The following is a 23,086-nucleotide window of genomic DNA, read 5'->3' on the forward strand; positions in this document are numbered from 1 at the left end:
TAATACCCCCTATTCAGCTTGATAACCTTTGGGATTCTTCTGCTGCCAGTTCCATGAGTCTCGGCACATCTCCTCCAGGCCACGCTCGGCTTTCCATTTAAGCTCCTTTTCAGCCAAAGTAGGATCGGCATAAGAAACGGCCACATCCCCAGGTCGTCGCTCGACGATTTGATAAGGGACTTCAACTTGATTCACCTTCGCAAAGGTGTGGATCAGTTCTAACACACTGTAACCCTGGCCGGTGCCTAAATTATAAATGGCGACCCCTTTTTGATTTTTTAATTGATCTAGGGCACGGACATGACCTTGACCTAAGTCAACGACATGGATATAGTCACGCACACCCGTTCCATCTGCTGTCGGATAGTCATTACCATATACCGACAAGTATGGTAATTGACCAATAGCTACTTGACTGACATAAGGCATCAAATTATTAGGAATGCCTTGGGGGTCTTCACCAATCAGGCCAGATTCATGGGCGCCAATCGGATTAAAGTAACGCAGAATGGTAATCTGCCAGTCAGGATCGGCTTTCGCCAGATCCAAAAGAATTTGCTCCATCACAATTTTGCTATAACCATAAGGATTGGTCGCTTGGCCCACTGGCAAAGATTCTTTTAAAGGTGATGGGTGATTCTGCCCATAGACGGTAGCAGAAGATGAGAAGACAATCTGCTTGACCTGATATTCTTGCATGACTTCCAAGAGATTTATGGTTCCGCTAATATTATTATGATAATACTTCAAGGGCTGAGCAACAGACTCACCAACCGCCTTAAAAGCAGCAAAATGAATGACTGCTTCAATCTGATGTGCTTGGAACACAGCGGCCAGTGCTTGCCGATCTAAAATATTAATCGTATAAGTGGGTACTTTATAATTTGTTATTTGTTCAATGCGTTGGATAACTTCGGGAGAACTGTTTGAATAATCATCAACAATGATGGGTTGATAACCGGCTTGGATTAATTCAATCACGGTATGACTGCCGATATAGCCCGCTCCTCCAGTAACTAAGATAGACATTGTTGGACCTCCTCGGTTTTATTTGCTTCCGAATCATTATAGCATAATCTGTTGACCGTCCGAGAGAAATTCGAATAAAACTCAATAAGTTTCTGAGCCCCCGCTTAAAGATCTAAAATCACTATGTTACGATTTAAAGGAATTCAATTTAAGTCTTTCTTATCTTTTGGTATAATACATTAGAATTAATTTATTTACTGAGGATGGTGCGGATGAGTGAAGCTTTAATTATTTATACCAGTTTAACTGGCAATACCGAAGCCTGCGTCGATATCGTCGCAGATGCCTTAGAAGAACATGGGATTAATGTAACCATCTATGAAGTCATGGATGCTGAAGCCGAGGATTTCCTCGACTTTGACATTGTGATGGTGGGTTCCTACACCTATGGCGTCGATGGCGTGTTACCGGATGAGATGGAAGATTTCCATGAAGATCTCAGTCAATTAGATCTTTCAGGCAAGATTTATGGAGTCTTTGGCTCGGGTGACGATTTCTATCCGGTCTTTTGCTCGGCGGTTGATGATTTCGAAGCAGCCTTTGACCAAGCGGGTGCCACCCAAGGCGGACCTGGAGTGAAAGTTAATTTATATCCTGAAGAAGAGGATGAAGCAGAGTTACAACGTTTAGTAGCTGATATTGTCCAACATTTAGACTAAATTAAAATTAGAAAGTGGGAAAACAAAATGTTAAAGAATTTTGACCAATTACTCGCTAAATATGCAGATTTAATTATTCATAAAGGCCTCAGTGTTAAGAAAGATGATTATGTTCAGATTAACGCCGATATTGAAATTGCTCCGCTTGTCCGTCTATTGACTAAGAGTGCCTACCAAGCTGGAGCCAAAGAAGTGGTCATTAAATGGGTTGACGATGACATTACCCGCCTTAATTTTGAACATATGGCCACTGAGGATTTAACCGATATTCCTCAATATAAAGTGGACGAAGCCGAAGATCTCTTGAAAAAAAGAGCCAAACGTATTGCCCTACGTTCAGCTAACCCAAATGCCTTAAAAGGGATCGATGCGAAGAAGATTTCTGCAGTGAACTTAGCCAATTCTAAGGCCTTAGAATTTGTCCGCAATGCTACCCAGGCTAATGTGGTCTCTTGGATTGTAGCTGCTGGAGCTGGTAAAGAATGGGCTAAACTGGTCTTTCCTGACTTAGAAAGTGAAGAAGCTCAAGTGGATGCTCTTTGGGACCAAATCTTTAAGACCACTCGGGTCTATGAAGATGATCCAATCAAGGCTTGGGATGAACATGAAGCCCGCTTGCAAGAAAAAGCAAAATTCTTGAATGATAACCAATTTGACGCCCTTCATTACCAAGCACCTGGCACCGACCTGACGATTGGTTTACCTAAGAATCATATTTGGGAATCTGCTGGGAGCCATAATGAAGCAGATGAAGTCTTTATTGCTAATATGCCGACTGAAGAAGTCTTTACCGCTCCAGATTTCCGTCGAGCTGATGGTGTGATTCGTTCATCTAAGCCACTGGCCTATGGTGGAACTGTTATCGATGGCATGACCTTTACTTTTAAAGATGGTGAAGTGGTGGATGTTACCGCTGATGAAGGTCAAGATACGATCCGTAATTTAGTCTTTGACAACGAAGGATCTAAATCTCTTGGAGAAGTCGCCCTAGTAGCTCATCGCTCACCTATTTCGCAATCTGGCCTAACTTTCTTTAATACCCTCTTCGATGAAAATGCATCTAATCATATTGCCGTCGGTCAAGCCTATCCTTCGAACTTACAAGGAGGAACGAAGATGTCAGCTGAGGAATTAAGAGAAGCTGGCTTAAACCGGTCAAATGTCCATGTTGACTTTATGGTCGGGAATGCAGAAATGGATATTGACGGTATCCGCGAAGACGGTAGCCGTGTGCCAATCTTCCGCAAAGGAGAATGGGCTATTTAATGTTAAATAAAGGAGAGATTTCATGAATGATAAGGAGAAAAAAATTGCTCTTGAGCAAGAAATCAGTAAACAACTCGACCAAATGGACGAACGCTTTGACCGAAGCGGATGGTTTTATATTGTGGTCTTAATTATCTTACTTTTTGTTGCCCTAGCAACTTTTATGTATTTTTCCAATACCGTTCCTGAAACTCCGAGCGGGTCGATTGAAGAAATGGACCAACGTATTGAAAGCCTAGAAGAACGGGTGAAAGAATTAGAAGAACAGATTGAAAGTGAAGCTTGAGACTGGGGACGAGATTAAATGAAGCTATTACATATCAACTCATATTTTTCAACGACGCCTTTGTATGCGCAATTATACAACCGTCAAGTTGATCAAGGGCTAGATATTGATGTTTATGTTCCGATTGCCCGCCAATTTCCTCAAGATCGCTTGGCCGTCTCAGGCAACTATAGCCGTTGTGTTCGAGTCTTTAACCAAGTCGATCGACTCTTCTTCCATTTGAAACACTATAAAATTCTCAAAGACTTATTAGGTCAGTATCAATTCTCAGAGTTTGATTTAGTCCATGCCCATTCGCTTTTTTCCAATGGTTGGTTGGCCTATCAATTGAAGCAACGGTTTGGCCTAGCTTATCTGGTGGCCGTACGAAATACAGATATCAATACCTTCTTCGCGCGAATGCCTTGGCTGAGATCAATGGGCATTAAGATTCTTCAGGAAGCCGATCAAATCATCTTTATTTCCAAGAATGCCGAACAAATCTTGTATGATAAATATATTCCAGAAAAATTGCGGGCGGCATTTCAAGACAAAAGTCAAGTCATTCCTAATGGCATTGATGCTTTCTGGCAGCAACAGCAGGAACAGGATAGAAACCTGCCTCTACAGCAACCGCTTAAAATAATTTCTACGGGAAAAATTATGGGGCTGAAACGCTTCCCTCAACTGGCAGCCATGGTTCAAGCATACAACGATGCTATGGGCCCTGCTGAGCTCCATATCGTCGGACCCGATTGGAACCCTAAAATTGTCGCAGAGTTACAAGCCCACCCTTTGGTTCACTATCATGGGCCCAAAACCAAAGAAGAACTCAGCCAACTGTATCGCGAGATGGATCTCTTTGCCTTGCTCTCTGCTCCTGAAACTTTCGGCTTAGTCTATGTTGAGGCCATGAGTCAAGGACTCCCCTTGATTTATACTAAAGGGCAAGGCTTTGATAGTTACTTTCCTAATTACCAGGTGGGCGTCAGCGTTGATCGCAATGATACAGATGGTTTTATCGAAGCGATTCAATATATCGAAGACCATTATCACCAGCTGAGTCAAGCTGGCATCGCTGCCAGCCGACAATTTGACTGGGATCAAATTCAACAGCAATATTTAAACATCTACCAAGCAATATTAAAGGAGGATTCCCTTGACTAAAGTTAGAAAAGCAGTGATACCCGCTGCTGGTTTAGGTACTCGTTTTCTACCTGCTACCAAAGCTATGGCCAAAGAGATGCTACCCATCGTTGATAAACCCACCATTCAATTTATTGTGGAGGAAGCGATGGCTTCAGGTATTGAAGATATTCTGATTGTAACGGGAAAGTCCAAGCGAACGATTGAAGATCATTTCGATTCAAATATTGAATTAGAGGAGTTCCTAAATTTGAAGGCTCAAGAAGAACTCTTGGCCTTAGTTAAAGAAACGACCGATATCAATCTATTCTTTGTTCGCCAATCCTACCCCAAAGGATTAGGACATGCCGTCCTTCAAGCCAAAGCTTTCGTCGGTAATGAACCCTTTATTGTCATGCTCGGTGATGACATTATGGCCAGCCCAGTGCCTTTAACCAAGCAATTAATGAATGTGTATGATCAAACCCACGCTTCGGCCATTGCGGTAATGGAAGTTCCTCATGAAGACACTTCAAAATACGGGATTGTAGCTCCTGAAGGCGAATTTGCTCCCGGCATCCACAATGTCAATTATTTTGTTGAAAAACCAAAGCCTGAAGACGCACCAAGCAATCTAGCCATTATTGGGCGTTACCTACTAACCCCTGAGATTTTTGAACTTTTAGAAACCCAAAGTCCAGGAGCAGGTGGTGAAATCCAACTTACCGATGCGATTGACCGCTTGAATAAGACCCAAAGAGTCTTTGCTAAAGAGTTCACCGGTCGACGTTACGATGTTGGCAATAAACTTGGATTCCTTGAAATGAGTATTGAATATGGGCTTAATCATCCACAAATCAAGGACCAACTTAAAGATTATATTATTAAACTGACGGATGATTTCCCGGCTTAAGCCACTTTGATAATTGGGACACTTTGTCAATACAGTGCTTAATATGCATAATAAGAGGAGGTTTGCTTGCTAAAACCTCCTCTTATTTATATTACAACCATAAAAAACCTATAGCTAGGATAACACCGCAAGCTATAGGCTAAAATTTATTCTTAAACTTAGCTAACAATCTCTTCTTGATCGGTCAATAAGACAGGCCCATCCTTGGTAATGACCAGAGAATGTTCATACTGGGCACAGTAGCCACCATCTCGAGTCCGGGCTGTCCAGCCATTGTCATCCATTTTCATCCGCCAAGTTCCGGTAGTAATCATCGGCTCAATAGTGATGGTCATGCCTTCTTTTAATCGTTGGCCTTTACCAGCTTCACCATAATGAGGTACCATCGGTCCTTCATGAATCGTTGGGCCAATCCCATGACCGACGAAATCACGCACGACACCAAAGCCTTGAGCTTCCACATAGGTCTGAATGGCATGGCCAATATCGCCGACCCGATTCCCCACTTGAGCTTGTTCAATACCTAATTCTAGGGCCTTACGGGTCACATCCATTAAGCGTTGATGTTCCGGATCAATCTGACCGACTGCATAGCACCAACAAGAATCTGAAATCGCTCCGTCCAAATCGACACAGAAATCAACTTTGACAATGTCTCCAGCTTTCAAAGCATAAGAAGACGGGAAACCATGGCAGATCTCATCATTGACACTGGTGCAAGTGGCAAATTGATAGCCTTCGTAGCCAATTTGAGCAGCCACAGCGCCTTGACTTTCAATCTTATCTTGAACGAAACGATCAATTTCTGCCGTAGTCACCCCAACCTTGATAAAGTCTCTCAACTCGCGGTGAATCCCGGCCAGGATAGCACCTGATTCTTTCATAAGGGCGATTTCTCTGTCTGACTTAAGTGTGATCATCTTATATTACTCCTTCTCTGATAGCTCCCATTCAAATTCTAAGCGACTGGCTTCATCTCCGGTCGTTAAATTTTTTATTTTAAAGCTGGTCTTTTTTTGATCGTCTTGGACATTGGTGTCAGCATAGATTAATATCTGTGCTTGCGGCAAGATTTCCTGACCATATTTCACATTGACTGTTAAAGGTAACTGCCAATCTATATTCAGCTGCTTCATCGCTTCAAGACACCAACGGATGTAGACCAAATTATTTACATGTTGATTTTCATCAATATCACTCATCTTTATAGCATACGCCAGACTAGGCCCATCTTCAAGTCCTTGGGGTAATTTAATTTTTCTAAATTTATATTGTTGGTCCCAATCAATCAAATCTGCCTGAATAAATTTATCCGTATCGAGGCGGACGACATTGCGGGCTTTAAAATCAATTCCGACAAACTGAATATGAATTTCCGCATAAACTTGATCGTCTTGGATGACCCGGAAATAGCGTGCAACAAAAAAACTATTTAATTGCACCACCCGTGTATCAATTGTGTAGGTCTGATTGATTTTGGGAAATTGGTACAAACGCAAATGATATTGGGTAATGACCCAAATGGAATGCTTTTCGTTAAACAAATGCTGGTCTAAATCGCGGCGGAAAATCTGATCATGGTCTACCGAAGTCTTAAGCACATTCTCTAATAGAACCATTATTTGTTCCTGGGCATTTAAAGAACTGGCTTGTTGATAGCTTGCTTGGTAAATCCCATCTTGTACATTGAAAGACATGTTATCGCTCCCTACTCAATTACTTGATCCCATTACATAACTTCATCATAAGGCATAAACTGTTTAAACAAAATAATAGTGAAGAGACTGAATCATCTCTCCACTATTATCAATCCCGATTAGCTAGTAACTAGCGGGTACGTTTCAAAATAAACGAAATTACGGCAATTAATATAATTGCACCTAGTATGGTTGGAACAATATAGAATCCTCCAACTTCAGGTCCGAAACCGGCAAAAAATTGGTTACCAACCCATGATCCTAGGAATCCTGCAATAATATTACCAATAATTCCACCAGGGATATCTTTACCCATAATCAAACCAGCAAGCCATCCTAAAACTCCACCTACAATAAGTGACCAGATCATTTGTTTCACCTCTTTCTAGTAAAAGGAATTCTTTTACTGTCTTAATTATAAGCCTATCTGAAATGACAGGCAAACAATATACACTAGCGCATTGTCACAAATTCTTCAGACCCGGTTGGATGGATGGCAATAATAGCATCCCATTGAGATTTTGTTGCTCCCATCTTGATCGCCACGCCAAAGCCTTGAATCATCTCATCAACGCCATAACCAATCCCATGCATACCGATGACCTTTTCTTCTTCTCCTAAACAGACCAATTTGAAATCACAGGCTTGGCGGTGATTCCCTGCAGAGTGGTACATTGAGAAGAAGCGACTTTGATATACTTTAATCTGGTCGGAACCAAATTTCTCTTTAGCCTCTGATTCGCTGTAACCAATCGTACCAATCGCTGGATGGGCAAAAATCACGGTCGGAATATTCTGGTAATCAATGGCCGAGCTTTCAGCCTGATTAAAGAGAAATTCAGCGACTTGCCGACCAGCCCGGATGGCCACTGGAGTCAAGGCTATCTTGCCACTCACATCGCCGACTGCATAGACGCCTTTAGCGGTCGTCTGATGACTATCATCGATTTTGATAAATCCTTGGTCATCTAGCTCTATACTAGTCTTGTCGAGTCCCAAGTTTTCGGTATTGGGAACGCGACCAACGGCGGCCACCACTTTCTCTACTGTGAGTAAAACCTGACCGTCTTTGAGACAATCAATACGTCCATCAGGGCTCGCTTGAAAGCCATCAAAGCTCAAATTCTTATGCAGATGCAAGTTAGATGCTTCTATATGTTTGACCAAATTATCTGAGAGCATCTGATCGAAGCTTCTTAAAGGACGTTCGTGGCGAATCACTAAATGAGTTTCAACGCCTAAGGCTTGATACATCTGGGCTAATTCAACTGCAACATATCCAGCCCCAAGGAAGGCGATTGATTTGGGGAGTTGATTCCATTCGAAGACATCATCTGAATTCTCCAGTAAGTCACTTCCGGGTAAGTCCAATGGTGCCGGACGCCCCCCCGTCGCAATAATGATGTGATCTGCTTGGTAGAGTTCGCCATCAGCCTCAATCGTATGGTCATCAACAAATTGACCATAGGCCGCAATATAATCGACCCCATTCTTTTCAAATTGATTCAGATATGAATCTCGGGAACGTTGAATATAGGCATCGCGACTGGTTCGAAATTTATCATAATCAAAACCATTCACCTTAATATCAAAACCATATTCAGGGCCTAGGATCTGGCTGGCTTCAGCAATTTGACTGGCATACCAACCAATTTTTTTCGGCACACAGCCTCGGTTCACACAAGTTCCACCTAGGTCCTTGCCCTCTATTACAGCGACCTTGGCCCCGTACATACCGGCCCGATTGGCAGAAGCAATGCCCCCGCTCCCTCCACCAAGGACGATTAAATCATATTTTTTCATAGTAAGGCCTCCAATCTTATAAGTCTTTACTAGTTTAACCCAATTAAGCTGAAATCGCTAATAGAAGGATTATATGACCGGACTTATCTACTGGAAAAACAATTTCATTAAAGAATGACAACCACTCAAATTAAGATTATTTACATTAAAATCAAAAAGAGACCTCATAGCCGAATAATGAACTACTAAGTCTCTTAAATTGCTTGATACAGCTGAACCATATTGATTTGAACAGAATTCGATGCAATGAAAGTACAGCCTTACTAACCCTACTAAATAATCGCTTGATATCTTTGGTCAGCTTGATCATGAAGGTCAATGGCTCGTTGGTAGTATTCTAACAAGGTTTGACAGGCATTCTCCCAAGTATAGCCTTCCACTGCTCGCCGACCTGCTAACTTAAATTTCTGAAGAAGTAAGGGTTGGTCCAAGACCTTAAGAGCTTCCATCAGGCTAGCTTCATTATTATTCTCGAAAGTAACCCCGGTCTCCATCGGTTTAATTTGTTCCAAGGTTGGTTGGCTTTCAGCAGCAATTACTGGTAAGCCGGAAGCCATCGCTTCGGAAATGACTAAGCCGAAGGTTTCAGAAACTGATGGGAATATAAAGGCATCACCGGTCGCAAAGGCTCTGGATAATTCTTCCCCATATTTAAAGCCAAGGAAAGTTGTCTTGGTCCCGGCAAAGTAGGTCTGTAATTCTTCTCGCTCAGGGCCATCTCCTACAAAAGCTAAACAAATATCATCCCGATGGTTAAAAATATTCTTTAACTGGCGAAGACCTTTTTCTGAGGCTAAGCGACCAACATAGACCAATAATTTTTGATGATTCATATGAAAGGTCAGCTCTTCATAGAGTTTCGAATCAAAGTATTTAGGATGACGACCACTCAAATCTAGTCCACGAGGTAGCACGGCCTGGGTCTCAATACCATGCTCTTCAAGCTCTTCTAACAAGCTCTTTGAGACGGTAATATTATAATCAGCTTGCTTATGCCACAGGCGGATATATTCCCAAAGAACTGGCTTTAACAGCCCCATATTATAGTAATCCAAATAATCAGGCATATGGGTATGGTAGGAAGTCAATAAAGGAATATTTAGTTTGGTCGCATAATGCACAGCTGAAGTTGCTAGTGAGAATGGATTGACAGCGTGGACAATATCCGGATTGAATTCTTCAATAATCTGACGAATCTGTCGGTTGGGTAAGCCCCAAGGCCGGGTCCCATAAAAAGGGAATTTAATCGTATCCAAGCCCTTAACTGGAACACCTTGATATTCTGTAATACCTAAATCAGGGGATAGGACTAGGACTTCATGGCCTCGTTTCTTGAAATCAACGACAAAATGAGCTAAGCGGGTACAAATTCCATCAGTTGCCGGATAAAAAGTCTCTGTAGCTATAAGAATACGCATAACAATCCTCCACTTCCTTATCTACTCAACTTTAATTATAGGCCTTCAATGTAAATTCATTGTAAAGTTTTTGTAAAGATTCTAGCCCTCACTCGCCTTATCTTTTTTTCTTGGTTTACCTTTATTTTTTCGATCTTTATGACGTTTTTTCTTTCTTTTGGACTTTTTAGGAGCCGGAGGTGCTGACTCTTGCCGAAGAGACCGCTTTGATTTCTTAACCGGCTGCGATTTATTCGTATCTGTTTCCCCTTTATTTTTTGGATCACTGTTTATCACAGCTCGACTCAGTTGACCTTGGTAAATAATAGATTCAATCAAATCAATCTTTGCTGGTTGAAGGATGTTTTGTAAATCACGGGCTTCCTGCTCATTCACTAATGAAAGCACCTGACCTGGCTGTCCCATCCGACCCGTCCGTCCAGAACGATGAAGGTAAGTTGCTAAGTCTGTCGCTAAATCAAAATGAATTACAAAAGGAATCTCCGCGATATCTAGGCCTCGACTGGCTAAATCCGTGGTTAAGAGGAATGTAAAGTTACCTTGATGGACTTGATTCAAGGCCGCTTTACGTTCAGTCGAGTGAAGCTGACTATATAAACGCAGACTAGCAATACCTTGTTCACTCAGATAATCAAAGGCTCGATCAATCTCGTCAATGTGTTTCATAAAAACAAGAGCTCTCATTCCAGGAAGATGGGCTAATCGTCTGAGAGCATCAAATTTCTTCCGCTGAGGACAGATTATATAATGATGTTGTACTTGCGATGTATCCCCTTGAGCTTGGATTAACTGAATTTCTTGGGTCTCCTTTTGAAATTCAGCCAATAAGTCCTGATCAACTGTGGCCGAGGCTAAGACGAATTGTAAATCCAAGGGTAAACGTCGACGTAGTTCCAGCAGATCGGCCCGATGTTCCTGACTAATCAGAAAGTCGGCTTCATCCAAGACCAGAAATTTTATAGAATGAGGCTTGATCTTCCGACTTTGTTCTATAATTTGTAGCAAACGACCTGGGGTAGCCACCATAATTTCAGCTTTATGTTTTAAGGCTTCCATTTGTCGTTTTAAATTGACGCCACCTACCAACGCTTGAATCTTTAAGCCAAAGATGTCGGCCCATTCTCGGCCAACCTTGGCAATCTGCAAGGCTAATTCCTGGCTTGGAGCTAGAATCAATAATTGTAGTTGTTGGTTAGCTTCCACGCTTTGCATCAACGGTAAAAGATAGGCCAGAGTTTTACCGGAACCGGTCGCCGCCTGGAGATAGACCGACTGCCCGGACAGAATCGCCGGGCGGGCCAGAGCTTGAATCGGCGTCATCTCTTGGTATCCTTTTTCCTGCCAGCGTTCTTGAATCGCCATTAATTTCTCTTGTCTTTCCATCTTAACCTCGCTGACTATTGCGTCCCATGGATTGTCTTAACAATTCCATTACCTGAGTCACTTGCAGACTAAGTTGCTTGTATGATTCATAGCGAACCTGACCTTCAATCTTATCTTTATCTCGCAACATTTCGCAAAAGGCTACCGCTTCATCATATAATTGATTCTCTGGCGTATAAGCGACCAGATTTGCTGATGCGCCGGAACAATCAATTAATTCCACCTGGGAAATCTTACTTAATTCATAGACCAGAATCGTCTCATCATCAAAGTAAAATTCGCTGGGCAGAATTGAATGAGAAACCATGGAACAGAAAATATTAATTTGGAAACCAGCATAGTCTAGGCGAATCGTCCCCAAGAGATCAATCCCATTATGTCCCCGAATCGGTCGATAACTTAGACTCTCGGGCATGCCAAATAAGTCAACCACCAGATAAATTGGATAGACCCCCAAATCCATCAAATTCCCCGTTTTCATTGCTGGATTAAAGACATTGGGTAGTAAATCTGGCTGGTCTTTGGCCGCCAAATATTGAACATATTGGTCGTTATATTTGCCTAAGTTAAGGTTCGCCCCCAAGAAAGGTTGTTCAGCATCTTTCAATTTATGCTGGATAATCTGTTTCATCCGCTTGTAGTTTCGATTATGGACATGCTTCGCCGCTTCAAAGACCAGTACACCCATTTTGTCAGCCAAATCCATCGCCTGATGCCATTCATCTACACTGGTAAACATAGGTTTCTCAATAATACAATGTTTGCCGGCTTTGATCGCCTTCATCGCTTGCGGGAAATGTAAGGCATTAGGACTGGCAATGTATATGACATCGACTTCTGGGTCAAAAATAAGATTATTCAACTCATCAGTATAATAATCCGCTTGATAAACCTCGGCGATATCCCGACCATTATCAATAGACCGAGAATATACCGCCTTAAGATGGAAGGTATTGGATAACTGAATGGCTTGAATAAATTTCTCAGTAATCCAAGAACTGCCAATGGTTCCGATATTTAACATAGCTTTCTTTCCTCACTCTCGTATTATCATTCATATTCAGTCAAAAAAGCATCCACCTATTTACCCTGATTCATTGTAAAGAGGTGCATGCTTCTGCTAGCGATCACCAAGGAGGATTGACACTCATTATTCTACCCAACTTATGCTCTCTATGATTTAGTTCCTAGCAAAGACTAAACTGTTTATAAATTCATCTTACTCTAAATTCTGACTAGCTACAAGTAAGTATTGGTCTACATCGGCGGCTAAGTGTTTCAAACTATCGGTTTCAAAGGGTGACTTCAAATGACCTAAGGCTACTAACTCCAAGAATGACTTGGTACCGCCAACCTGGCATAATTCCAAATAATCAGACCAGGCACTAGCATCTTCTTCTACATGATTTCGTTGCCAGAATTGTAAGGCACACATTTGGGCTAAAGTATAATCAATATAGTAGAATGGTGAAGAGAAGATATGACCTTGTTTGAACCAGAAACCACCCCGTTCAAAGAAATCATTACCATCATAATCTTTCCATGGCAAGTACATTTGTTCTAATTCACGCCAACGATGTTTCCGCTCAGCAGGTGTCCATTGTGGATGTTCGTAAACTTCATGTTGGAAATGATCGACCAAGACACCATAAGGTAGGAAAGTAATGGCTCCCCCTAGATGGGCGTATTTATATTTATCAGTTTGGTCGCCGAAGAATAATTCCATCCATGGCCAAGCGAAGAATTCCATACTCATTGAATGAATCTCACAAGACTCATAAGTTGGAAAGACAATTTCCGGAGCAGAAATCCAGCGACTTTCATAAACCTGAAAAGCATGACCCGCTTCATGCGTTAAAACATCGACGTCACCAGAGGTTCCATTAAAGTTGGAGAAGATAAATGGAGAATTAAAATCAGGCATATAGGTACAATACCCACCTGCCCGCTTCCCTGGCTTAGTCACCAAATCCATTAAGCGATGCTTAACCATGAAATCGATAAATTCGCTGGTTTCTGGTGAAAGTTCAGAATACATCTTAATCGCAGCATCAAGGATTTCTTCAGGCGTGCCTTCCGGGGTGGCATTGCCATCTTCAAATTCAATTGGTAAGTCATAATATTTCAATTCGCTCAGACCCAAACGTTCTTGTTGCCGTTGATAGTAAGCTTTAGCTACTGGTACCACATATTTAAGAACTTCCTGACGATACACCTCTACATCAGAGCGATTATAATCCAAGCGATTCATACGCGCATAGCCCATCTCAGTGAAGTCTTTAAAGCCTAGATCTAAAGCCATTTGATTGCGGACTTTCACCAAGTCATCATAGATTCGGTCGAAGTCCTCTTCATGATCGGCAAAGAATTGAGCTAAGAGTTCATTCACCGTTTGACGCTCTTGGCGGTCCGTCGATTGCATAAACTTACCTAGTCCAGGAATGTTGTAAGTTTGACCCTTATACTCAATGACAGCCGAGGCAATCAGTTTGTCATATTCAGTGGTCAACTTATTCTCTTGTTGTAAGAGTGGGATAATTTTAGGATCAAAGACCCGGATAGAATTTTCAGCCATTTTGACCAAGGTTGCCGGGAATAATTCAGCATAGTCTTCAAGATTCTCTAAGTCGAGAACTGCTTGATAATAACTCGTGACCCATTCTTGAATAATAGGTAGATGTTCATCCCAGAAAGCCATCTCTTCTTCATAGAAAGCATCTCGGGTATCAATTGAATTACGAATTGAGGCCAGAGTTGCTTGGGTTTCAATCATCGTCTGTAGATCTTGGATATTTTTAATGGCATTCTTAATGTCTTTAGCTTGGTCTGCCTGCTTAATTTGTTCAATATGTTGATCAAAGTCCGCCTTGACAGCCTCTAAATCAGGACGGCGGTAAGGAAATTCAGAAAATTTCATCTTCTCACTTCTTTCTAATATACTTTATTCAGTATAGCACAAGTCTGAAGAAAATTACTTATATTTGTGATAAAATGTAGGGTAGCTTAAAGGTATTCTTGAAAGAAGGGGTTCCATGCAAGAAAAATATAGTTACCAGGGTCGAGTAAGCCAACTGAAGCTGATTCCAACCCAGCAAAATCCTTTAGTCCATGTTAAACTAGCCCTTTCAAACCATGAAACAATCAATGCCTTGATTGGCCGCAAAGCACTGAGTTTCTTGTTAGAGGTTCAAGAAGGAGACCAAGTGGCCATCTACGGCCATTATAATCATAAGCAGCAATTCATTATTGAGAAATATTTAAATGCTAAAAGCCATAGCAACCAACGCCCTGATTTACCTAGCCATCTACACTATCCCCATCGAAAGGAGGACTAAACATGGCGAAGAAACCTGTTTCCATTACCAACGAAGAATTAGCTCGTCAAGCAGCCGTTCGTGATCGGATCGAAGCCAAGTTGAAACTCTTGCCCGATTTACCTGGCTGTTATATTATGCGCAATCTCAAGGATGAAATTATCTATGTCGGTAAGGCCAAAAATTTAAAAAATCGAGTACGCTCGTATTTCCGTGGGGCCCATGACAGTAAAACCACAAAATTGGTTTCTGAGATTGATCACTTCGAAACCATCGTAACCAACAGTAACAAAGAAGCTCTGATCCTAGAAATTAACTTAATTCAAGAATATAAACCCCATTACAATATTAAATTAAAGAATGGGACCATGTATCCCTACTTAAAAATTACTAAAGAACGCGATCCCCAATTAATCATCACTAATGATGTGAAGAAAGATGGGGGAATTTATTTTGGTCCCTTCCCCAATGTCTATGCAGCGACCACAACCCAACAAGTCCTGCACCGGGCCTATCCCCTTCGTCGTTGTCCAAAAAACGAAAAGCGAGCCTGCTTCTACTATCATATCGGCCAATGTATCGGTTGCTGTGATCATGAAGTCTCCGTTGAACAATACCAAGAACAAATTAATAAGATTAAACAATTCTTCAACGGCGATACCGCCAGTATCAAAAATCAGCTCAAAGACAAAATGCAACTTGCGGCGGAGAATTTAGACTTCGAAATGGCCGCCGACTACCGTGACCAGATTAACTACATCGAAACGACGGTTGAACGGCAAACCATTATGAGTCAAGATTATGACAATATGGATGTCTTCAACTATTATCTCAATCGCGGTTGGATTTCCATTCAAGTCTTTATGTTACGCCAAGGGTCCATCTTAAAGCGCAAGGCGACCATCTTTCCCTCATATGGTAGTCCAGAAGATGAGGTCACGACTTACATTGCTCGTTTCTACCAAGAAGGACAAGAACTCAAACCTAAGGCGATTCTAGTTCCGAGTGATGTCGATCATGAAGTCCTGCATGATTTCTTGGACTTACCTGTAACTACACCCTTAAGAGGTAAAAAACGAAGCATCTTAGAACTCGCTGAAAAAAATAGTAAGCTAGCATTAGATGAGAAATTCCGGCTCATGACCATGAAAGAGAATAAAACCAAGGGAGCCATTGCTGATCTAGCGAATGCGCTAGATATTCCGGAACCTGAATATATCGAAGCTTTCGACCACTCCAATATCTCTGGCAGTAATAATGTCTCTGGTATGGTGGTCTATCGCAACGGTCGACCTGAACGTAAAAATTATCGCAAGTTCAAAATCAAAACCTTTGAAGGGGCTAACGAATTTGCGGCCACTCAAGAAGTTATACGCCGTCGCTATGTCCGGTTACTGCAAGAAAATAAACCCTTGCCTGATTTAATATTAATGGACGGGGGAATTATTGAAACTCGGGCTGCACGGGATGTTTTAGAGAATGAACTTGGCTTATCAATTCCAGTAGCCGGCATGGTCAAAGATGATAAGCACAAAACGGCCGCTCTGTTAGATGGCTATCGTGAAGAACTGGTTGATCTGGACCATCGTAGTCAAGGCTTCTTTCTCTTACAACGAATTCAAGAGGAAGTCCATCGCTACGCCATTTCTTATCACCGCCATGTTCGCAGTAAATCCCAATTTGGATCGCGTATTGAAGAAATTCCTGGTGTTGGACCGAAGACCCGGACAAAATTGCTCAAACACTTTAAAACATTGAAGCGAATTAAAGAAGCCGAAATCGAGGAAATTGCGAGTCTGGGAATTCCACGACCAACAGCAGCTCGGATTCTTGATCATTTGCAAGAAGACCAAAGCAAAGAAAAATCGTAATCTATTCCTGACAAAAAAAATGAATCCAAGCACTTGATAAGCGACCGTCCTTCAAAGCACGAGCTTTTCCGGACTAAATCCACTAGACAAACTCTAACCGATTCATCGGCAAGAGCTTGTACGCTACGTAGATTTTCTTTAGCTTGCGAGTACTTGGATTCAATTTTCTCTTTGGCCAGTAATAGCGATCGGAATTTTTGAAATCTTCTAGATAAACAATAAAATAAACTGTTAAATACCCTCTTGATGTGCTTTTAATTATTGGGCATTCCGCTTATTCTATAAGCTACAGACTTACTTTAGGCCTCACCTCCCAATAATTGACAACTTCAAGGGACTGTTGTGGGTAAAGCATGCTGATTCGTAGATCTTTATCTCCGTGTATAGAACTAGGTTTTAATATACGATATTATAAAAACACTATTTAATACAGGATCTCTTAAAAATATAAATAATATTCATTAATTTACTTAGCTTTGCTTTATTGTTTAACATAAATATAAGCAATACAATCTACTTCGCTAACTGGGGTAAAGTTCATCGCTCGATAGAAGGCATTGGCTTGATGACTTGATCGGTCGGTTAACAAGTGGATTTGGTAGACATCTTTATACTTCTCGATAACTCTTTGAATTAATGCTCGACCAATCCCTTGTCCTTGATAAACCGGATCAACTAATAAATCTTGAATAAACACAATAGTCTGTCCATCCCTCACGGCGCGTAATAAAGCAATCAGCTTCTGATCCTCATAGACAGAGAACGATATAGGCTCTCTTTCAATCCAAGATATAAGCGATCTATATTCTTGGTATAAATTGACCAGCCCACTGAATCATACAAGGCTAGAATCTGGTCAACAGTTGGCAAGCTCTTTTCATCAAATTTTCTCAACTTCATCATCCTTTCTGAAATTCTTAGTTAAAAATTATGCCTTAAAATACAATAAAAACAAGACCTCTCCTCATTGCTTAGTAGAATTAGAGTAACATTGTATCGTTGAAAATCAGTTAATAGAGTCTTTATTATCCTTATCTATTTTTTGCTTAAAAATTTATGAAGTTGATTTCCTTAATCTGTAAATTGATATCAAGATTATGGCAGTGTCAAATTTCTTGTGTAACCTTCTCATGAAGATTGTAAACACTTATTCAATTTATGAATGTTCCTTCAACCTCGCATTGTCGATATGTTTTATAACCCCCTACTATGAATTCAGTCGCTATCCATATAAAACATATCGACAATGCGAGGGAATCAACCATAGGGCGCTAGGGGCTACTATTAAGAAGCTTGCGTGTCCATGGCTGTTTGGGTTAAACACGCTTGATAGACGGGTAAATTTTGCTCAAGCAAGGACATGAGCTCATAGTGAACTTTGCCGAATCCTTTATGAATGCGTTGACCAAATTTTGTATTATATTCTGCGACATAACAATAGATCGTCTTTTCGGTTCTGTTGCGAAGTTTGAAAATCAAACGCGCCCTCTCTGAACTCCAAATATCTTAGGCTGTTATTCCCATTAATACCTTGATTTCAGTAGACACCGAAAAGCCGAAGAGCGTTCCATTTCTTCGGTTCTTTTTATATATTCCTCGAATGGTCTCCATGCCCTTAATCGTGGAAGAGGCTGTACGGAGACTTTGATAAAATTTATTTCGTCGTTTAATAGGTCGATGGTCTTGTTCTATTAAATTGTTAAGATACTTCACAGTTCGGTGCTCTGTCTTAGTATATAAACCCACACTCTGTAACTTTCTAAAGGCGGAGCCAAGAGAAGGTGCTTTATCGGTCACAATTGCTTTCGGCTCACCAAACTGTTTATGGAGTCGTTTTAAGAAAGCATAGGCTGCTTGCGTATCCCGTTTCTTTCGTAACCAGATATCTAAGGTTAAGCCGTCCGCATCAATTGCACGATAAAGATAATGCCAACGTCCCTTAATTTTGATATAGGTTTCGTCCATTTTCCATGAATAGAAGGATTGTCTATTTTTCTTCTTCCAAAGATAATAGAGGACTTTGCTGTACTCTTGCACCCAACGATAAATCGTAGTATGACAAACATTTATTCCACGATCATATAACAATTCCTGAACTTCACGATAGCTTAGATTGTAACGCAGGTAGTAACCAACAGCGACAATAATGACGTCTTTTTTGAATTGTTTGCCTTTAAAATGATTCATTACTCTGTCCTCTCTGTCTTTTTTCTCAATTTTACACTAAAATAGATTTTTTGGAAAACTTTGCAACAGAACCTCGGCAAGAACCATATTTTGTTTGATAGATTACAATCGCTTTCATTTTAATTCACCTCAATTAAAAGACAGGCAAACTCCCTACTAATCAAAAAAACACTTCAAAATTGAGGCAAGATACCTCTGTAAGTCTTTATAAATTTATCATATCGGCTTCTAAAGAAAAGTAAAGATAAATTGTTCAAATGAGCGCTGAATTTCATAATTAAATAAAAAAAGCGAATATTTACCCACTCCACCTCCGTTATTAAGACTTAAATTGGACTGGACCGAGACCACACACGCATCACAGTCTCGCCTATTAAATCCAATAGCGCTTTAGGGATCCTCGTAAGTAAATATTCGATCGTTAATTGTTTCCGTAAATATTAAATTGACTCCATCATGGTTATCAAAATCAGATTCAGGCCATAAGATAATATACATTCAAATGTTCAATTAAAATTCATCCACTATATTAATGATTCAAACCTTGCAGGGTTTGCAGTCGATACATATCATAATAGGTCCCTTCTTGAGCGATTAATTCGTCATGGCGACCAGCTTCAATCACTTTTCCTCGATGGAGGACATAGATTTGATCCGCATTCTTAATGGTCGACAAGCGGTGGGCAATCACAATAAGGGTTGATTGCTGGCGAATCTTGTCTAAGCTTGCCTGGATGTATTGTTCTGTCTCAGTATCAATATTGGCCGTCGCTTCATCAAGGATTAAAATTTGCGGTTTACGCAAGATAGTCCGCGAAATATTAATCAATTGCTTCTGCCCGGCTGACAGCGAGGTCCCGCCTTCAGAGATTATTGTTTGATAATCCTCTTCTAATTCATTAATAAAATGATCAGCACCGGTGAAATGAGCGGCTGCTTTGACTTCTTCATCGCTATAATCGCCGTGTAGACGAATGTTATCGATGAAATTTCCATAAAACATAAACGCATCTTGTTGAACCAAGCCGATGTCCTGCCGCAACGCCCCTTTAGAATAATCACGAATCGACTGGTCATCAATCATAATCTGGCCTTGTTCATATTCATAGAAGCGCATCAACAGATTAATAATCGTAGACTTCCCAGAACCAGTATGACCTACAATAGCAATCATTTGTCCTGGTTTAGCTTCAATATCAATATTTCTTAGGACATTATGCTTGCCATCATAGGCAAAAGTAAGATCATTAATTTCAACCTGCCCCTGAATGGTTTGATCAACTGTTTCAGAAGCTTGTTGCGGATCAATCATCGGGTTGTTCATCAGATACATCCCTCTTGAGGCTGAAACTAAACCATCTTGATAGATTGATAATGAATCCAACATGCTTCCAATCGGATGGAAGAATGATTTAGAATACGAGGTAAAGGCATAGATAAGCCCGATATCCAAGGCACGCCCGGCCAAGAGTTCTTGACCAAAAATCCAAATCACTAGAACCAAGACAACTTGCTCAATCAAATTAACCGCAGGCATCAGAAAGATGGCATTCATCTTAAACATGTTCTTGCGAGCTGTCACATAATCTTGGTTAATCTCGTTAAATTCGGCCTTCATCCGCTCAGTCTGGTTAAATTGCTGAATCAACCACATGCCCATCGTCGATTCAGAAATCTGGGCATTCACCCGACTGAGGGCTCGGCGCATTCGTCGATAAACTCTGGTTGATATCCGTTGATAGACATACACCAAAATAATGACCAAGGGAATAAAAGCCATGAAAACCCAAGATAAAGACACGGATAATGAAAACATGGCAATCCCAATCATAAACGCATTAATAAAGCCATCAAAGAAAGTGAGAAAGACATTCCAGAATTCCTTAATCGTTTCAGTATCATTAGTAATCCTGGAGACGACTTCTCCATTAGGGGTCTTGTTGAAATAATCCATACTCAATGCGCCGATCTTATGATAAATAGTGTCGCGCATATCTGCTACTGTCTGCTCCGAAGCAATCTTAAAAGTAAAGTCCTTATAATAAACCACCACGAGGCGGACCGTTAAGATCGACAAGTAGGTCAAGGCCACTCTTAAAGTAATGCTCGTCGTCGCTGTTCCTTTGGCTAGATATTGGTCAATGTAGCGTTGAATAATCACTGGCAGATAAGCCGAGAATGCTGAAGCCAGTACCATCAAAAGAATAGACAAGATAAACCATTTAAGGTGTTTGCGGGCGAAACCGAATAAATATTTCAGAATCTGAGCTTGTTCGCGAAGGGAAAAACTAGTTTTCTTAGCCGATTTCTGATTCATCTTCGTCGCCCCTTTCTGCTAACTTAGCCTCTAATTGTTGTTGATTAAACATATTCTCGTACCAAGCACGATTTGCTAACAATTCCTCGTGGCTACCCCGTTCACTAACCCTGCCATCATCTAAGACCAGAATCTCATCGGCCCGCATGATAGAAGATAAGCGGTGCGTAGCAATGATGGTAATGCCTGACTGACGATAGCTTCTGAGATTACTCAATATTTTTTGTTCGGTCTTGGCATCGACCGCCGATAAGGCATCATCCATGATTAAAATCGTAGGTTCAATGGCAAGGGTACGCGCTATAGAAATCCGTTGTTTTTGTCCCCCTGACAAACTAACTCCACGTTCACCCACCAAAGTATCATACCCCTCAGGAAAAGAAAGAATATCTTCATGTACTTCAGCAATCTTTGCATATTTTTCTACTTCAACTTCATCCATTTCTGGCCGGCCAAAACGAATATTATCACGTACCGTCGTGGAGAAAAGTAAATTGTTCTGTGATATATAGCCGACTTTTCGATTTAATTCATGCAGATCAATCCGCTTAATATCTTGACCATCGTATAAGATAGCCCCCTGCTCTAAATCATAATTACGGACTAATAAATTAAAGATCGTCGACTTACCAGAGCCCGTCCGACCAACCAAACCTAGACTTTGACCTTCTGTTAAATCAAACGACAGATCAGTTAAGCTAGGTCGCTCGGCCCCAGGATAGGTAAATTCATCGATCTTGACTTGAAGTGATTGGTAAGCTAAGCCATTCAATGGATGAGGATCATTCTCAACGCGAGCCGTTGTTGCCAATAAATCGGTAATTCGATCATAGGAAGCATTGCCCCGCTCCATGGTATTAACCAAACGTCCTACCGCCAATAAAGGCCAAGTCATATTCCCTAAATAAGAAAAATAAGCAACCAATTGACCAATGGAAATTCGTCCACTTTGGACAAAATAAGTCCCAAAAAATATAGTCAATACATAAGTTAAACCGGTAATCATATCAATACTCGGTGTATACGCCGAATCAATCTTATAAACTTGCCGATTCTTGGCGACAACATTCTGTGTTTCGCCATGAAAATCCTGATAATCAGCTTCTTCTTCGCCAAAGGCTTTAATCACTTTCATCCCCGCGATCGATTCTTGAACACGATCATTCATCTGTGAGAAAGCTTCTAAAGCTTGTCGGTAATAGCGGTTAATCAATTGACCCATGTAACGCGCCACCAGAATTAATAGCGGAAAAGGCAAAATCGTATATAAAGTTAATTTCCAATCTATTAGAAATACCATAGAAAAAAGTGTGACCACTGTAATTGATAAGGAATCAGTTAAGGTAAGAATGCCACCCCCAGCCACAAAACGCAATGAGGCCAAATCATTGGTCGCATGAGCCATCAAATCACCCGTTCGATACTCAGAATAGAACTCCTGGTCCATCTTGGTAAAGTGATCAAACAATCGATTACGCAAAATGGCTTCCAAACGGGTCGAATTCCCAAATAAATTATTCCGCCACATATAACGTAGACCGTACATTAATAAGCCAATGGCAAGCAAGAGGAATATATAGCGATATAAGGCATCTTGACTGAGGACCCCACGTGCCATCTCATCCACAGCATTCCCAATAATTAGCGGGATCATGGCTGACAAAATCGCACAAGCAATCAAACCACTAATTGCGAGTAAATAGGTCTTCCACCTGAGTTTAAAAAACCAGGCTAATTTCTTAAATATTGCAAACATACTTTGCTCCTTGTCTTAGTATATTTTATTTCATCTCTTACTCATTATTTTATAATAATCTGTCAGGTAGAACAAATATTCGA

The 23,086-nt window shown here is 41.0% G+C and carries 21 protein-coding genes; 7 read left to right on the plus strand and 14 right to left on the minus strand.

Annotated elements, in window-relative coordinates:
• Positions 1–9 precede the first annotated feature (9 nt).
• The gene (gene galE / locus M0R79_RS06180; RefSeq protein ID WP_248415981.1) at positions 10–1,029 is read right to left on the minus strand and encodes a UDP-glucose 4-epimerase GalE; all 1,020 of its coding nucleotides are present in this window, start codon (positions 1,027–1,029) and stop codon (positions 10–12) included.
• A 212-nt stretch (positions 1,030–1,241) separates the two neighbouring features.
• Between galE and M0R79_RS06185 the strand changes: the two genes are divergently transcribed.
• The 5 genes from M0R79_RS06185 to galU are packed head-to-tail and all read left to right on the plus strand — an operon-like array spanning position 1,242 to position 5,257.
• Positions 1,242–1,688 (plus strand): flavodoxin, encoded by a 447-nt coding sequence (locus tag M0R79_RS06185; protein WP_092571781.1) that lies wholly within the window; start codon positions 1,242–1,244, stop codon positions 1,686–1,688.
• 27 nt (positions 1,689–1,715) lie between these two features.
• Complete coding sequence (locus M0R79_RS06190) at positions 1,716–2,954, plus strand: aminopeptidase (RefSeq protein ID WP_248415980.1); 1,239 nt, start codon at positions 1,716–1,718, stop codon at positions 2,952–2,954.
• A gap of 22 nt (positions 2,955–2,976) precedes the next feature.
• Entirely contained in the window at positions 2,977–3,240 is a 264-nt protein-coding gene (locus M0R79_RS06195; protein ID WP_248415979.1) for a hypothetical protein, read from the plus strand.
• Between the two features lie 18 nt (positions 3,241–3,258).
• Positions 3,259–4,386: a glycosyltransferase family 4 protein gene (locus tag M0R79_RS06200; RefSeq protein ID WP_248415978.1), complete on the plus strand. Its 1,128-nt coding sequence runs from the start codon at positions 3,259–3,261 to the stop codon at positions 4,384–4,386.
• Positions 4,379–5,257, plus strand: a complete 879-nt coding sequence (gene galU, locus M0R79_RS06205) for a UTP--glucose-1-phosphate uridylyltransferase GalU (RefSeq protein WP_248415977.1) — start codon at positions 4,379–4,381, stop codon at positions 5,255–5,257. Before M0R79_RS06200 ends, galU begins: the two co-directional genes overlap by 8 nt.
• Before the next feature lie 158 nt (positions 5,258–5,415).
• Here galU and map read toward each other — a convergent pair whose 3' ends face one another.
• The 8 genes from map to M0R79_RS06245 form a co-directional block, all read right to left on the minus strand.
• Positions 5,416–6,177 (minus strand): type I methionyl aminopeptidase, encoded by a 762-nt coding sequence (gene map, locus M0R79_RS06210; RefSeq protein ID WP_248415976.1) that lies wholly within the window; start codon positions 6,175–6,177, stop codon positions 5,416–5,418.
• Positions 6,178–6,183: 6 nt separating this feature from the next.
• A complete protein-coding gene (locus M0R79_RS06215) occupies positions 6,184–6,954 on the minus strand; it encodes an acyl-ACP thioesterase domain-containing protein (protein WP_248415975.1) in 771 nt (256 codons plus the stop codon).
• Between the two features lie 130 nt (positions 6,955–7,084).
• Positions 7,085–7,324 carry a GlsB/YeaQ/YmgE family stress response membrane protein gene (locus M0R79_RS06220; protein WP_092571765.1) on the minus strand — a complete coding sequence of 80 codons (240 nt, stop codon included), beginning with the start codon at positions 7,322–7,324 and terminating at the stop codon, positions 7,085–7,087.
• An 83-nt stretch (positions 7,325–7,407) separates the two neighbouring features.
• The gene (gene gorA, locus M0R79_RS06225) at positions 7,408–8,757 is read right to left on the minus strand and encodes a glutathione-disulfide reductase (protein ID WP_248415974.1); all 1,350 of its coding nucleotides are present in this window, start codon (positions 8,755–8,757) and stop codon (positions 7,408–7,410) included.
• Positions 8,758–9,029: 272 nt separating this feature from the next.
• On the minus strand, positions 9,030–10,175 hold the full coding sequence (locus M0R79_RS06230; RefSeq protein ID WP_248415973.1) for a glycosyltransferase family 4 protein: 1,146 nt from the start codon (positions 10,173–10,175) through the stop codon (positions 9,030–9,032).
• Between the two features lie 81 nt (positions 10,176–10,256).
• On the minus strand, positions 10,257–11,558 hold the full coding sequence (locus M0R79_RS06235; protein ID WP_248415972.1) for a DEAD/DEAH box helicase: 1,302 nt from the start codon (positions 11,556–11,558) through the stop codon (positions 10,257–10,259).
• 1 nt (position 11,559) lies between these two features.
• Positions 11,560–12,582 carry a Gfo/Idh/MocA family protein gene (locus tag M0R79_RS06240; RefSeq protein WP_248415971.1) on the minus strand — a complete coding sequence of 341 codons (1,023 nt, stop codon included), beginning with the start codon at positions 12,580–12,582 and terminating at the stop codon, positions 11,560–11,562.
• 195 nt (positions 12,583–12,777) lie between these two features.
• On the minus strand, positions 12,778–14,475 hold the full coding sequence (locus M0R79_RS06245; RefSeq protein ID WP_248415970.1) for a M3 family oligoendopeptidase: 1,698 nt from the start codon (positions 14,473–14,475) through the stop codon (positions 12,778–12,780).
• A 115-nt stretch (positions 14,476–14,590) separates the two neighbouring features.
• On the opposite strand from M0R79_RS06245, the gene M0R79_RS06250 reads away from it, so the two are divergent.
• Complete coding sequence (locus M0R79_RS06250) at positions 14,591–14,893, plus strand: hypothetical protein (RefSeq protein WP_248415969.1); 303 nt, start codon at positions 14,591–14,593, stop codon at positions 14,891–14,893.
• 2 nt (positions 14,894–14,895) lie between these two features.
• Complete coding sequence (gene uvrC / locus M0R79_RS06255) at positions 14,896–16,743, plus strand: excinuclease ABC subunit UvrC (RefSeq protein WP_248415968.1); 1,848 nt, start codon at positions 14,896–14,898, stop codon at positions 16,741–16,743.
• A gap of 481 nt (positions 16,744–17,224) precedes the next feature.
• Here the strand turns inward: uvrC and M0R79_RS06260 are convergent, their stop codons facing one another.
• From M0R79_RS06260 to M0R79_RS06280, 5 genes are all read right to left on the minus strand, one after another.
• Positions 17,225–17,569, minus strand: coding sequence for a GNAT family N-acetyltransferase (locus tag M0R79_RS06260; RefSeq protein WP_310795422.1), 345 nt, complete (start codon positions 17,567–17,569; stop codon positions 17,225–17,227).
• A 458-nt stretch (positions 17,570–18,027) separates the two neighbouring features.
• Positions 18,028–18,222 (minus strand): hypothetical protein, encoded by a 195-nt coding sequence (locus tag M0R79_RS06265; protein ID WP_248415967.1) that lies wholly within the window; start codon positions 18,220–18,222, stop codon positions 18,028–18,030.
• Between the two features lie 27 nt (positions 18,223–18,249).
• Positions 18,250–18,930, minus strand: coding sequence for an IS6-like element ISS1N family transposase (locus tag M0R79_RS06270; RefSeq protein ID WP_002319817.1), 681 nt, complete (start codon positions 18,928–18,930; stop codon positions 18,250–18,252).
• Positions 18,931–19,459: 529 nt separating this feature from the next.
• Positions 19,460–21,247, minus strand: coding sequence for an ABC transporter ATP-binding protein (locus tag M0R79_RS06275; protein ID WP_248415966.1), 1,788 nt, complete (start codon positions 21,245–21,247; stop codon positions 19,460–19,462).
• Positions 21,228–23,003: an ABC transporter ATP-binding protein gene (locus M0R79_RS06280; RefSeq protein ID WP_248415965.1), complete on the minus strand. Its 1,776-nt coding sequence runs from the start codon at positions 23,001–23,003 to the stop codon at positions 21,228–21,230. Before M0R79_RS06280 ends, M0R79_RS06275 begins: the two co-directional genes overlap by 20 nt.
• Between the last annotated feature and the right edge of the window lie 83 nt (positions 23,004–23,086).

Origin of the sequence: Ignavigranum ruoffiae (assembly GCF_023195815.2) — a bacterium.
Lineage (GTDB): Bacteria > Bacillota > Bacilli > Lactobacillales > Aerococcaceae > Ignavigranum > Ignavigranum ruoffiae.